The sequence below is a fragment of the Kiritimatiellales bacterium genome (genome assembly GCA_041656295.1).
Taxonomy (GTDB): domain Bacteria; phylum Verrucomicrobiota; class Kiritimatiellia; order Kiritimatiellales; family Tichowtungiaceae; genus Tichowtungia.
The window spans coordinates 1-12,580 of the sequence record JBBADV010000019.1 but is presented as its reverse complement, the minus strand read 5'-3'; the positions used below and the strand labels follow the sequence as shown (position 1 = coordinate 12,580).

The 12,580-nt window shown below is 49.3% G+C and carries 14 protein-coding genes and 1 tRNA gene; 4 read left to right on the top strand and 11 right to left on the bottom strand.

The features are described from left to right. Positions 1-56: 56 nt before the first annotated feature. Both WC959_10630 and WC959_10625 read right to left on the bottom strand, forming a co-directional pair. Entirely contained in the window at positions 57-221 is a 165-nt protein-coding gene (locus WC959_10630; GenBank protein ID MFA5689583.1) for a DUF6364 family protein, read from the bottom strand. Then, a complete protein-coding gene (locus WC959_10625) occupies positions 208-390 on the bottom strand; it encodes a ribbon-helix-helix protein, CopG family (GenBank protein ID MFA5689582.1) in 183 nt (60 codons plus the stop codon). The genes WC959_10630 and WC959_10625 overlap by 14 nt, the downstream gene beginning before the upstream one ends. A gap of 77 nt (positions 391-467) precedes the next feature. Between WC959_10625 and WC959_10620 the strand changes: the two genes are divergently transcribed. Both WC959_10620 and WC959_10615 read left to right on the top strand, forming a co-directional pair. After that, entirely contained in the window at positions 468-2,222 is a 1,755-nt protein-coding gene (locus tag WC959_10620; protein ID MFA5689581.1) for an AAA family ATPase, read from the top strand. Between the two features lie 80 nt (positions 2,223-2,302). Further along, entirely contained in the window at positions 2,303-2,476 is a 174-nt protein-coding gene (locus WC959_10615; GenBank protein ID MFA5689580.1) for a hypothetical protein, read from the top strand. A 92-nt stretch (positions 2,477-2,568) separates the two neighbouring features. On the opposite strand, the gene WC959_10610 is transcribed toward WC959_10615, so the two are convergent. The 6 genes from WC959_10610 to WC959_10585 all read right to left on the bottom strand — a co-directional run bounded on the left by WC959_10610 (position 2,569) and on the right by WC959_10585 (position 8,002). Further along, the gene (locus WC959_10610) at positions 2,569-3,684 is read right to left on the bottom strand and encodes a hypothetical protein (GenBank protein ID MFA5689579.1); all 1,116 of its coding nucleotides are present in this window, start codon (positions 3,682-3,684) and stop codon (positions 2,569-2,571) included. A 169-nt stretch (positions 3,685-3,853) separates the two neighbouring features. Continuing rightward, a tRNA-Val gene (locus tag WC959_10605) sits at positions 3,854-3,930 on the bottom strand. A 72-nt stretch (positions 3,931-4,002) separates the two neighbouring features. After that, positions 4,003-5,367 (bottom strand): hypothetical protein, encoded by a 1,365-nt coding sequence (locus WC959_10600; protein ID MFA5689578.1) that lies wholly within the window; start codon positions 5,365-5,367, stop codon positions 4,003-4,005. Between the two features lie 78 nt (positions 5,368-5,445). Continuing rightward, entirely contained in the window at positions 5,446-6,837 is a 1,392-nt protein-coding gene (locus WC959_10595) for a hypothetical protein (GenBank protein ID MFA5689577.1), read from the bottom strand. 23 nt (positions 6,838-6,860) lie between these two features. Then, on the bottom strand, positions 6,861-7,619 hold the full coding sequence (surE, locus tag WC959_10590; GenBank protein MFA5689576.1) for a 5'/3'-nucleotidase SurE: 759 nt from the start codon (positions 7,617-7,619) through the stop codon (positions 6,861-6,863). After that, on the bottom strand, positions 7,616-8,002 hold the full coding sequence (locus tag WC959_10585) for an exosortase system-associated protein, TIGR04073 family (protein ID MFA5689575.1): 387 nt from the start codon (positions 8,000-8,002) through the stop codon (positions 7,616-7,618). Before WC959_10585 ends, surE begins: the two co-directional genes overlap by 4 nt. A gap of 157 nt (positions 8,003-8,159) precedes the next feature. Between WC959_10585 and trmD the strand changes: the two genes are divergently transcribed. Beyond that, positions 8,160-8,816, top strand: a complete 657-nt coding sequence (trmD, locus tag WC959_10580) for a tRNA (guanosine(37)-N1)-methyltransferase TrmD (GenBank protein ID MFA5689574.1) — start codon at positions 8,160-8,162, stop codon at positions 8,814-8,816. Between the two features lie 65 nt (positions 8,817-8,881). On the opposite strand, the gene WC959_10575 is transcribed toward trmD, so the two are convergent. Then, the gene (locus WC959_10575) at positions 8,882-9,526 is read right to left on the bottom strand and encodes a ribonuclease HII (protein MFA5689573.1); all 645 of its coding nucleotides are present in this window, start codon (positions 9,524-9,526) and stop codon (positions 8,882-8,884) included. Positions 9,527-9,532: 6 nt separating this feature from the next. Beyond that, positions 9,533-9,880, bottom strand: a complete 348-nt coding sequence (gene rplS, locus WC959_10570; protein ID MFA5689572.1) for a 50S ribosomal protein L19 — start codon at positions 9,878-9,880, stop codon at positions 9,533-9,535. A gap of 973 nt (positions 9,881-10,853) precedes the next feature. Here rplS and WC959_10565 point away from each other — a divergent pair. After that, on the top strand, positions 10,854-11,777 hold the full coding sequence (locus tag WC959_10565) for a PEP-CTERM sorting domain-containing protein (protein ID MFA5689571.1): 924 nt from the start codon (positions 10,854-10,856) through the stop codon (positions 11,775-11,777). 214 nt (positions 11,778-11,991) lie between these two features. Here the strand turns inward: WC959_10565 and WC959_10560 are convergent. Then, positions 11,992-12,580: Gfo/Idh/MocA family oxidoreductase (locus WC959_10560; GenBank protein ID MFA5689570.1), on the bottom strand; the 589-nt coding region annotated here is incomplete at its 5' end.

Below are 12,580 nucleotides of genomic sequence, written 5' to 3'. Positions count from 1 at the left end.
TTCCTGTGGTTGTGCTGGCGTTTAGGGTGTCACACACCCCATATAATTAAAAAAAATTACATAGTCGGAGCTTGCTCGCTGCGGTGTCCCACACCCCGCATAAGAAAAAGCTCAACCATATTCGAAACAGAACGGTGTTCTTTTTTCGCAATGTGTTTGAGCTTTTTCATAATATCAGCGTCGATTGTGCACCCAAGATACTCTTTTTTATTTTGAGCCATCTTTATCCTCCATCGCTTCATACTTTTCGACTTCTTCACACAGGACATCATTAATAATGTCACTCATACTCGTGCCGCGCTCTTTCGCCAGCTTTCTTAAAGCGGTCTTCAAATCAGCATCAATCCACGCTGACAAGTAGTCTTTATTATCTGCTCTTTTATTTGGCATATGGGCATGGTGTCCCACACCGGATTTTTTGTCAACAGATAATTTTACTTTTTTTTATGCCTTGTTATTTTAAAGAAATGGAAGCAATTACATTCACCATTCCCGCATGGGTTCTTTATGCCACAGGAGGCTCCATTCTTTTTCTAATTATTTTTTTTTGGCTGATTGCTCAGACGGTAAAAACTGCTCGGTTGAAAAAGAAATTAGCATCGGTTGAAAAAAATATCCGCACGGTCGAAACCAACGCCAATATAAAAATTCAACAATTCACGGATCAAATTAATACGGATTTAAACACGGCTCAGGCTTCGGCAAATAAATTAATTTCTGATCAATCAGAATCTTTCACAAAGCTCGAACTAACAACAAAAACTGATTTACAGAATTTTATAAAAAAACTCGATGACATTGAAGAAAAGTGCCAATACCTGATTCCGCCTAAACAATATACAGAAACTTTTGGCGAAGCATATCTTCGCTCAAAATCAAAACATGAAAAAAAACTTAAAACCGCAAATGTTGCGTTTACAAAGCTCACGGCCGAGCAGCAAACTTGCATAAATCAGATTAACGCCGGCGTTCCAATTATTTTAATTACCGGCCGTGCTGGAACCGGAAAATCAACTCTTATTCAGCATATCCTCTCAACAACAACGCGCCGATACGCAACACTTGCCCCAACAGGCGTGGCGGCTAGAAATATTAATGGGCAAACAATTCATTCATTTTTTCATTTCCCCGGGCGCCCGTTATCTTCCGGAAACATAAAAAAGCTGGCTGAAGAAAAAGACCGACAGATCTATGAAAAATTAGAACTTCTTATTATTGATGAAATCTCAATGGTTCGCGTCGACATCATGAACGCTATAAATTTGTTTCTACAAAAAAACAGACATGGCAAATCCCACCTTCCGTTTGGCGGCGTTCAGATCGTAATGCTCGGCGACCTTTTCCAGCTGCCAGCATTTGCAAGAAAATCAAAAAAACACGGAGAAACGCAGTCTGAATATGACATCATGCAAACTATTTATCCGAACAGAATGCAATTTATCGGGGCACCATCTCTTGAGACCGTGAATTTCACGCATATTACTTTAAATCATGTTTTCCGACAGGATGATCCATCTTTTATTATGCTTCTGAATCAGATCAGGATAGAACATAATATAAAACAAGCACTAGACAGTCTCCATGCTCGATGCCGCGTAACACAAACACCGCCTCCAGAAAGTATCAGTTTGACCGCATATAACAATGATGCGGATAAAATAAATGATGATCGCCTAAGCCAGCTTTCTGCACCAAATAAATCATATAAAGCAGATATAACAGGGGAATATCCAGAAGAAGAATTTCCAACTGACCAAATTCTTACTTTAAAAACTGATGCCCGCGTAATGATATTAATAAATAATGGAGATATTTATCAAAATGGCAGCATGGGAACTGTCACAAAACTTGAATCTGATGAAATCTATGTTCGGATGGATAAAAAAGACGATATTGTAAAAATAGAGCGGCATACATGGGAACGCAACGGGTTCACATACAACGAAAAAACCGATGAAATAGAAGAAATTTTATTGGGAACATTTAAGCAATTCCCTGTCCGGCTGGGATGGGCCATAACCATTCATAAATCACAAGGGCAGACCATCCAAAACATTCATATTGATCTGGGTAAAGGGGCGTTTTCACATGGACAAGTTTATGTCGCTCTCAGCCGGTGTCCGCGTTCAGAAGGAATTACACTGTCAAAAACAATCACAGCAAAGGATATTAAAAAATGTAATGAAATGTACGAACTAATGAAACCGCTTTCCAATCAATAAACACTCCACTCCGAAATGTCAAACTTGCCAAAGTCGTTTCGCGCTTTTCGTGGCGAAAATAAAGAATAAACCAAACACCCATGTCCCGCCCGCCCTTAAACAACAAACTTGTCGGCGTCAATATGCCGGTCGAAATGGCTGCCGAGCTGGAGCGCCGGGCAAAGTCCATGCGACTTTCAACGGTCGACTACTGCCGCAGAATCATAAAAATGCACTTTGATTCAGGAGAGCAGATTGTTTTGACCGATGAATAAAGAAATATTCACGCTTTTCGTGGCGAAAATAAAGAATAAACAACACACCTATGGTTCAAAATCTGAAATCATCAATCTGAAATCGGCAATGCTTACCGCCTTTGTGCTGCCGGACAAATGCTGAAATATTTTTCAGCGTCCGGTTTCCCCGCATTGCCTTTATAGTGCTGGTACAAAATCGCCACATTGCCCCTGTGCGTCAGCAGCGTCGCCGTTTTCCCCGCATCGCCGTGCAGTGCGACGTGATAGGTGCAGAACGAGTGCCGCAGCGCGTTGTGCGGCATCACCACCCCCGCCTTCTTTGCCACCTGCTCGCGCCGGCGTTCCCACATCCGCTTACTCAGCTCAAAACCCTCCGGCGCATGCTGCCGGCACCATTCCAGCCACAGCCATAAATTATCCTCATGCCCGTCCACAAACTGCCGGCGCTTATTCTTCGCAATATTCCCCGTAATCAGCAAACCCCGCTGATCCCACCGGATATGCTTTTCCGCTTCCAGCCGTACAATAACACTCGACCGAAGCCCCGCAAACGCCCCCAGCGCAAAATTCACCACCGCGTCCGGCCAGAACTTCACCGCCGTATTCATCAGCAGCCTCATCTCATCAACCGGCAGAAAACCCGGCTCACTCTCCGGCGCCTTCGGCACCGGCAGATTTTCAAAAACATTCCCGTTCGTATATCCGTGCGCCGCCAGCCACTTCCCGAACACCTTCATCCGGATCACATGATTGCGCACCGTCACCGGACTGCCCTTTAAATTCGCAAACCACTTCCGGGCATCCTCCGGCGTAATGCTGTGCGCCGGCGCCGAGCGGTCAAACTCAAACAGCTTCATCGTCCGTTCAATATGTTTCGGATATTCATCCGTCGCCGACGTATTATATTTTTCATCCACAAACGCCTGAATCGCCTCTTTCAGCTCGATCCGGTTCACCTGCCGCGCAGAATACTCCTCAACAATTCTCAGCACCGCAGCCGCCGATCCGGCCTTTTTAATGCACTCCGCCATCACCGCTGCGTCCGCCGTCGAAAGATTCAAAATCGGCGTCCCCTCCGCCTGAACCTTTTTCTCAAACTCCGCGACAAACGAATCCCGCTTTTTTCTGGAATCAAAAAATTTAAAACTCCGTTTCCCGTTCTCAATCCACCGGACTCCGAAACGCTTCGTCGACCTGTCTTTCCGATCGTATTTTTTAATCCCCATAACCCGGCCTTTCTGGTTGCACTTTGGTTGCACTATCAAGACCATATTACGCCCGATCAACTCCCTATCAAGACGGATTAACTAAAAAATAACCCCAAATAGAAACCCCTGCAAACATTGAATAAACTCAATATTTACAGGGGATTTTCAACAAACGGCCGGATAATTTTGGTGGGCAGTGAGGGATTCGAACCCCCGACCCTCTCGGTGTAAACGAGATGCTCTAACCAGCTGAGCTAACTGCCCGGAGAAAGTGTGGGAGAATAGCGGGATTCCAATGAGAGTCAACCCCGCTTTTAAGAATTCGAAAACATCCGCTCATAGTGCGCCGGCGGCGGCCGAAGAACGGATGGCCTCGAGTCCGGAAATTTTCACATATCCGCCCCGGGTACGTGCGGCCAGATTTCTCAAATAAGGCAGTTCTTTCGCTTCGCCGGATGTCGGCACAAAATGAACCACATTGACCGTGATGGATTTTTTCTTCAATCCAAAGGATGCCGCCCGCCGGTCAGTTTCGCCATATTTGATTTGCATGGCGCTGCTGTAAGCCAGAATATCGTTGATCGTATATGTATAACGTGACGTGGTCTGTTTTTGTACCGCCGGCGGTTTAGTTGCGCCAGGGAAATACGCTTTAACAACGGCATCCTCGTTTCCATCGAGTACGCGAACGGGCTGTCCTCTGGCCATGCGCGCAGCATTTTCTTCATTCAGTTTTTTATACGCAGCGGAAACGGTTTCATTCCACTTTTTCCAGGCCGGTGAATCATAATCGTATGTACTGTAATTTCCGGGTGCCCGTCCGGACAGATATTGCAACGGCTTTCCTTTTTTGCACTCATCCAACAGTAACTGATCAATCCCGGAAACTGAATCCGTTGTCCCCAGCACATAAATGCTGTCAACGCCTTTTTGCAATCCGTAAGACAATGCGGCAATCCAGCCGGACTGTGTGTTGTATATCGGCGCATGGCATTCAAACTGCACCGCCGTTCCGCGCCAGGCCAGCGTTGAAATCCCGTAGCGGTTCTGGTGACTGTTTAACGGCGCGAGCCATTCTTTCAATTTTTTTATGTTTTCATCGCTGGCCGCGCTCATGTCGGGAGAAAAGGCCTGTGAAGAGGAACTTTCAAAAACGATCACATTAAAGAGTGTAGTTGGCGGAATGCGGTCCAGCAGGCTTCCGAGTTCATCTTTAATAATTTTATACGCCGGAATCCCGCCAACCTCGTCCAGCAGCATGGCACGGTTTGTATCCAGCACAAAAAGGGCTTTTTCTCCGCGGCTGCGGACACCGAATACATTAAACTGCGCCATTGCGAAATTTAAACCGCCGGCGCCGAGTCCGGCGCCGGAAAGATCGACACTTGTTCCGCCGAATCCGGCCAGTTCAGGCATTTTAAAATCAACTGATTTGGTTTGTGCATTTGCTGTAATCCGCTGACTGATATTGGGCACTTTCGGCGTCGCTTTTTTTTCAATCTTTACCGGCACCTGCAGCTTTTTCAGTTTCATTTTCGGCCGGACAAGCTGTTTGCCCTCAAATTTGGCTTCATCACGAATGACCACAGTTACAGCCACGAAGGTTGCGGCAACTAAAAGTAATACGGCGTGAATAATAATGCTCACCATCAATCCTGATGAGCGCCCCCTTACAGCAGTTTGCTTTTTCTGTTTAAGCACAGTTTGTAAATCCTTATTTTAAAGACGGGCATTGTACGAGCCGGTGAAAATAAATCAATTTTCTTTTCACCGTTAAAATCAGCGCCGGTAGCGGGATGATGTTGACACAGCCCGGATGGCGTCAAGTCCCGGCAGCCGCGCATAATCGCTGTTCAGCTGCGTTGAAACATCTTTTAACCGGGAAAGTTCAAACTGCCGGCCGGTGGATGAACTGCCGACAAAATGAATGACATGCAGGCTAAATGTCCGGCGCTTTAATTTAATAAATCCGGGATTGCGATGGACGAGATCATATTTTTCCCGCATTGCGCGGACATATTCCGTGATGTCGCGCGCAGTGTATGAATACTGCTGCCGGTGATGCCTGTACCCCGGAGGGGAAACTCCGGGGAAATATGTTTGGACCAGCGACGTGTTGCCAGGCCCGCCGTCCGGCAGCACGCGAATCGGCCGGCCGCGCGCCAGCCGCGCTTTATTTTCTGCGTCATATTTTTTGCGCGCCTCCGCCACAAGTCTTTCCCACCGTTCTTTTCCGCCGTACGGATCATAATTGACTTCCAGCGAGCGCGGCGGTTGTCCGGACAGGATTTGCAGCGGTTTCCCTTTTTTGCAATCGGCCAGAATATCTTTATCAATCCACGCAACGCCGTCGTTCGTTCCCAGCCAGTAAATGCTATCGACACCGCGCTGAATGCCGTAAGAAACCGCCGCCATCCAGCCGCGCTGCGTGTTATACACCGGCGCCAGCGGCTCAAACTCCACCGGTGTGCCGCGATAACCGAGCGTTGACATCCCATATTTATCTGCATAGCTGTTCAGCGGATCAATCCACCGCTTCAGCTTTTCAATATTTTTTTCGTTCGCGGTGTTCAGTTCCGGCGTAAATGCTTCAACGCGGCCGTTCGCCTCAAATACAATCACATTAAACAGCGTGGTCGGCGGAATACGCCGGAGCAGCCCGGTCAACTCGTCTTTGATCAGCTGATAGGCCGGAATCCCGCCGATTTCATCAATCATCATATTCCGGCTTGTATCCAGAATGAACAGGACTTTTTCACCGCGGCTGCGCACGCCGAACAGATTAAACTGCGCGACTGCAAAACTCAGATCGCCGGCGGAAATCCGGCGGTCTGATAAACTAAAATCCATGCCGCCGGTACCGGAAAACGCCGGCAGTTCAAACTCAGCTTGATGCGTATAAACCGGCGGCGCTGTAATCCGGCGTGCAAAATCCGGCGACCGCGGCGTCGCCTTTTGTTCAATGTTTACCGGCAGCTGCAGCCGCTTCAATTTTGTTTTCGGGCGGACATATTCCCTGCCCTCAAACTTCGGCTGCTCGTACCGGATCGCCGTCACCGCCACAAACATACCGGCCAGCAACAGGATTGCGGCATGAATCAGAATACTGACCATTACCGCAGACGTAACTCCTTTTACCGCTGTCAGTTTTTTGCGCCGCCGGAACATCATTTATCAACGGCTGAACCGTCCTTTTATTGTGAAAAGATTTTTCTCACTGCACCGAAATCGGCATACGCCGTCATATCCAGCTGAATCGGCGTAATCGAAACAAAGCCGTCACTCACGGCATGAATATCCACATCGTCGCCGGCGTCCTGCACTTCCAGTTCACCGTCGAGCCAGTAATAAATTCTGCCGCGCGGATCGAGCCGCTCATGAAACTTCTCAATAAAGCGCGACCGTCCCATGCGCGTAATTTTTATTCCGCGCAGCTCTTCATACGGAATGCTCGGAATATTCACATTCAGCAGCACGCCCGGCGGCAGCGGATTTTCCAGCATCTTTTTTGTAATTTCACCGGCCACGCGCCGGCCGGTTTCCCAGTTCGGATTCATATAATTGCACAGCGAAAACGCCACTGCCGGAATTCCCAGAATTACACTCTCCGTCGCCGCCGAAACCGTTCCTGAATAAATCACGCTGATGCCGGTATTTGATCCTAGATTTACACCGCTCAGCACAATGTCCGGCGGCGTATCGCGCAGAATCGCACGCACCGCCAGTTTAATGCAATCCGCCGGCGTTCCGCCGATTCCGTAACCGAAAAATTCCCCATGCCGCTCCACCGGCGCACACTTAATCGGATCGGCAATCGTAATCGCATGGCCGGCGGCACTGCGTTCTACATCCGGCGCAACCACATACACCTCACCAAAACCCTTAACTGCCTCGTGTAATGTGGCAATTCCCGGTGCAAAAATTCCATCGTCATTACAAAGAAGAATTCTCACTGCTTTTCCGCCCGGCGTTTTTGTTCTTTGCTTTTTTGCCAGACATATCCGGGATCAAGGATCGGACCGTAGCTGTCATCGATCGGCACAAAGAAAAGTCCGGTTTCAAACACGCCGGTCGCGGTGCGCACCACCGTCATAATTGCGCCGGCCGGAATTCCCACCGGAATCACCAGCCAGCCGCTTTTTTCTTTGCCGGTAATCATCATCTGACGCGGAATTTCACACCAGCCGGTTAAAATATTCACGATACCGCGATTCAGCTTGCTCGACATATCCTGCACCAAACCTTCCGCATGTGACAGTTCGCGGCCCGCAACCACTTCATCGGCAAAAATTCCGGCGGCGGCAAGCGCCATTAAAAAAACCAGCATGTAACGCATCACAACCTCCTGTTTTATCTCCTAAAGGCTAGACCAAAGCACTGCTGCCGGACAAGGTTTTTCACCGCATACAAAACAAACTTATTCTTGTTACGCTGCGGTTCAGAACTGGACAAATCGAAAGCGCCGGGCTTAAGCTCGTTGTGTGACCATTGATGTGATAACCTTATTTCCGGAAATGCTCGCCGGATTCCTTGGACAGAGCATGATGAAACGCGCCGCACAGCACGGGCATGTTGCATTTAACTGCATTAACCTGCGCGATTTTGCCGGCGATAAACACCGCACCACCGACGAACCGCCGTTCGGCGGCGGCCCCGGCATGGTGCTAAAACCCGAGCCGTTGTTCCGCGCCGTCGAATCTGTAAAAACTGAAGCCTCGCGCGTCATTCTCATGTGTCCTCAAGGCGCACCGTTTAAGCAAAAACGCGCGCAGGAACTTTCCGGCGCGGAGCATCTGATTTTTATTTGCGGACATTATGAAGGCGTCGACGAACGCGTCCGCGAAGCATTGGTCGACGAAGAGATTTCAATCGGCGACTACGTTCTGACCAACGGCGTGCTGCCGGCGGCGGTTGTCATCGACGCCGTCGTCCGGCTCATCCCCGGTGTACTCGGCGGTGACGGCGCCGCTGAATCCGAATCATTCACCGGACTGCTGCTCGAATATCCGCAATACACGCGCCCGGCCGAATTTCGCGGCATGGCTGTGCCGGACGAACTGCTTTCCGGCAATCACGCGCTCATCGCCGAATGGCGCCGGAAAAAATCCGCCGAACGCACCGCCGCCCGCCGCCCCGATCTGTTTGACTGATTTGTATTAGTCACGATAAGATCTGACAGTCAGGCAGAAACATGTTATCCCTGTCAGGGTCAAAATCAGAACCCGAAGTCCTGCTGATTTAAATCAGCAACCGGACGAAAAGTTTTGCGGTGGCAGGGGGCCGGGCCGTATTTGTAAAGAGCGGCGAGATGGTCGGCGGTGCCGTAGCCTTTATGTCTGGCAAAACCATATTCCGGGAATTGTGCATCGAGTTCGAGCATGATGCGGTCGCGTGTGACTTTGGCGATGATACTGGCAGCGGAGATGGAAAGGCTTTGGGCGTCGCCTTTGACAATACTCTTGGATTTGCACGGCAGCCCGCGCACCGGATTTCCGTCGACCAATGCCAATTGCGGCGCCGGAATGATTTTTGCCACGGCTGCGGCCATGCCGCGCCAGGTGGCTTGCAGAATGTTCATGTCGTCGATGATTTCTGCGCTGATGATGGCGCAGCCGATGTGCGCAAAAGAACAGATCTGTAACTTCTCAAAAAAAACATTGCGGCGTTTCTCAGTCAGCGTTTTGGAGTCGGTTAATCCGGCAAACTGTTCTGCACCGCCGGATTCCAGCGGTTCGCGGTCGAACGCGACAGCGGCGGCGACCACCGGACCGGCGAGGGGACCGCGTCCCGCTTCGTCAATTCCGGCAACAAAAAAGAGGCCGGACTTCCAGGCCTCTTTTTCGTAATGGAGCATATCCATGACAGGTTAAACGCGGCGTTCTTTAATCCGGGCTTTTTTACCGGCAAGATTGCGCAGGTAATAAAGTTTTGCGCGGCGGACTTTTCCACGGCGGATAACATCAATCTGAGCCACGCTCGGACTCTGCAGCGGAAATACACGCTCGATACCTTCGCCAAACGCCACCCGGCGGACGGTAATGGATTCAGCTGCGCCGGAGCCGTTGCGGGCGATGATAACGCCGCTGTACTGCTGAATGCGCTCTTTCGCGCCTTCTTTAATTTTCACATGCACATTCACTGTATCACCGATTGCGAAATCCGGGATCTCTTGTGTGCACTGTTCCTTGCTGATTTTTACCACTGCAGGATTCATAATCTTTTCTCTCTTACAAAATTCAAAATGAGTGACGGATAATACCGATCTGTTTGCGCCGGTCAAGCGACTTTGTTGATGAATTAGAATTTTGGTAGACTGTAAATTAAAATGCCGGAAGTGGAACCCGTAAATTGTGCTGCCGTTCTCATTTCCCCAACCGGCGCCGTTTCGACCTTCAGACTTTCAGACTTGTGACTCTGTCTCTCCCCCGGCGCTCCGCCGTTGTCTACAACAATCGTTGCGGCGCGCAAGGGACTGCGCGCCCTACCGTTCTGCCGTTCTCATTTCCCCAACCGGCGACGTTTCGACCTTCAGACTTTCAGGCTTGCGACTCTGTCTCTTCCCCGGCGCCCCCGCCGTTGTCTGCAACAATCGTTGCGGCGCGCAAGGGACTGCGCGCCCTACCGTTCTACCATTCTCATTTCCTAGCCGGCGACGTTTCGACCTTCAGACCTTCAGGCTTGCGACTCTGCCTCTCTTCCGGCGGTTAAAAATCTGCCCATCTGTTTACATCCGCGGCCGAACTGCTGCCGTTCCCGCGCAGTTTAAAGAATTATATGTCTAAAAAAGTGTAGCATTTATGACTAGTTTTTCTCATTGGCTCTTATTTGCCAGTGTCCATAATTATATCACCATTACAGACAGACTGCCTGTCTGATAACGGATGGAGAAGTCCAGACGATGCGTATAAGGATGGATAAAAAAAGCGTGTTTTATCTGCTGCTTTGCTGCAGTGCCGTGCAGTGGCCGGCAGAGTAATGAATGATTTTAGATTGCAGATTGAAAAATACAGGGAGAGTTTTTTGACAGGATAACGGATATTGATGATTTCAGATTGATAAGTGCAGATTGGAAAACAGGATTGCCGGAAAATAAAAACCAGCAATCTGAAAGCTGAAATCGGCAATGTTAAGTATTTCCGGTGGGGCGCCGGAAAAAAGAGAGAGTACAAATAGAAAGGAGTACAAGGATGAGGAAAATTATCACAGCATTCATCGCGGGAGCATTGCTCGCCGCCGGAGTGTTTGCAGAAACAACAACCTGGATCGGCAGTCCGAGCCACACACTGCATAGCGAAAATCGGTGGTCTAACGGGTTTCCGGCCAGCGGAAAAACAGGCATCATTAACAGCGATGCCATGGCTGGTTCCGGCACCGACACGACGGGGTGGACCGTTATTCAATCCAATGGAACAGTCACGATCTCTTCAAATCCTTTACAACTAAAAGGAGGCGTCAAATGGACGATGTATGGCGGCATGCTGAATAGTGCAGCTAATCATATCAACGTCAGAGACGCCGGGTCTGAGTTATATATGTACGACGGAGCACTGTATGGTGGTAGATCACTTCAAGTATACGACGGAGGAACCTTTGTACAAAATGGCGGAAATTTAACGTTTGTGGAGCATGCATACGTTTATGCTGGAGGTACGATAACAGTTTCAAACGGAACGGCTCAACTTAATACTCAGGACGGGGCTCTTGGCTTTAATATTTATGGAGCCGGCGCGCTGGTCACATTTGCCGGCGGGAACTGGACAGTTAACGGTGAACTGCGCTTAACAAATTCGACAGCAAATGCGGCAAGTCTGCGTTTTGATCTCGGCGACGGATCGCTTACGGCAGACTCCCTGAATATTACTCATGTTGGTTACATTGATTTTGTCAACCACTCCGATGGCAGCCTTACAATAACCGGCGGCGCAGACTTTGAAGATCTGTGGAGTTCAGGTAAAATCAGGGTTGACGGTGAAAATAATGGCGCTTTTGATGATCATTTCCAGGTGATCGACGGAAAAACGCTGTTGCTCATTCCTGAACCGGGAACGATTTCAATATTCCTGATCTCAGGGATGACACTGATGATCTATCGCCGGCACCGTACGCGGTAAACCGGATTCCTTAATCCGCTAAAAAAGAGCAGGCAAAACGCCTGCTCTTTTTTTATGGGTAGGGACGGCGATCCTCCGCCGGCCGTTAATATGAAATATTTCTAATTTTCCGGCGCGCAAGGGACTGCACGCCCGGCCATTTTTCAGGCGGCACAGCATAAATTTTCCGGTGGTTTCCGGCTTTTTTATGAAAAAATCCACCGCCGGGAAATTTTTATTGTTTCGCCCGGGCGAGGATGTCTTTCATGTATACCGGCATCCCGGTACGGACAGATTCTTCGGCTGCCGCGCCAACCGCAACGGCAAGAAATCCATCATACGCCGTTACCGGCGGTTGAATATTAGAGCGAACCGCTTTGTAAAACTCAACGTGCTCGTAATATGTTGACCCGCTATGTGCACCGGTTGTCGTGATCACATCCGGAGCTTCAACGCTTATATAACGTGCCGGCGAGCGGCCCGTCGCTTTGATTTGGAGTTTATTTTCCGGATGATCGGCTGCATACAGGCTGGCTTTGTCTCCGTTTACAATGACCTCTTCTTTCGCTCCGCCGCAGAACATAAACATGCAGAGATTCAGGCAGGCCCGGATTCCGTTTGCATAGTCAATAATTGCAAACGCATTATCGATGATATCGGATTTTCGTCCTTCGTATTCAAAGCCGGTGTTTACATCCTGCGCCCCCGATGCATAAACTTTGACCGGTTCAGATTCTGCCATCAGATTAAACAGGTCAAAATAATGACAGCATTTTTCAACCATTGTACCGCCGGAATATTCTGAAAACTTATTCCATTCCTCC

Bases quoted from the DNA above. Each gene is read 5' to 3' on its own strand.
- rplS (MFA5689572.1), bottom strand. From the start codon at position 9,880: ATGAATCCTGCAGTGGTAAAAATCAGCAAGGAACAGTGCACACAAGAG.
- WC959_10595 (MFA5689577.1), bottom strand. From the start codon at position 6,837: ATGATGTTCCGGCGGCGCAAAAAACTGACAGCGGTAAAAGGAGTTACG.
- WC959_10620 (MFA5689581.1), top strand. From the start codon at position 468: ATGGAAGCAATTACATTCACCATTCCCGCATGGGTTCTTTATGCCACA.
- WC959_10625 (MFA5689582.1), bottom strand. From the start codon at position 390: ATGCCAAATAAAAGAGCAGATAATAAAGACTACTTGTCAGCGTGGATT.
- WC959_10615 (MFA5689580.1), top strand. From the start codon at position 2,303: ATGTCCCGCCCGCCCTTAAACAACAAACTTGTCGGCGTCAATATGCCG.
- WC959_10585 (MFA5689575.1), bottom strand. From the start codon at position 8,002: ATGCGTTACATGCTGGTTTTTTTAATGGCGCTTGCCGCCGCCGGAATT.
- WC959_10610 (MFA5689579.1), bottom strand. From the start codon at position 3,684: ATGGGGATTAAAAAATACGATCGGAAAGACAGGTCGACGAAGCGTTTC.
- WC959_10575 (MFA5689573.1), bottom strand. From the start codon at position 9,526: ATGGATATGCTCCATTACGAAAAAGAGGCCTGGAAGTCCGGCCTCTTT.
- WC959_10630 (MFA5689583.1), bottom strand. From the start codon at position 221: ATGGCTCAAAATAAAAAAGAGTATCTTGGGTGCACAATCGACGCTGAT.
- WC959_10565 (MFA5689571.1), top strand. From the start codon at position 10,854: ATGAGGAAAATTATCACAGCATTCATCGCGGGAGCATTGCTCGCCGCC.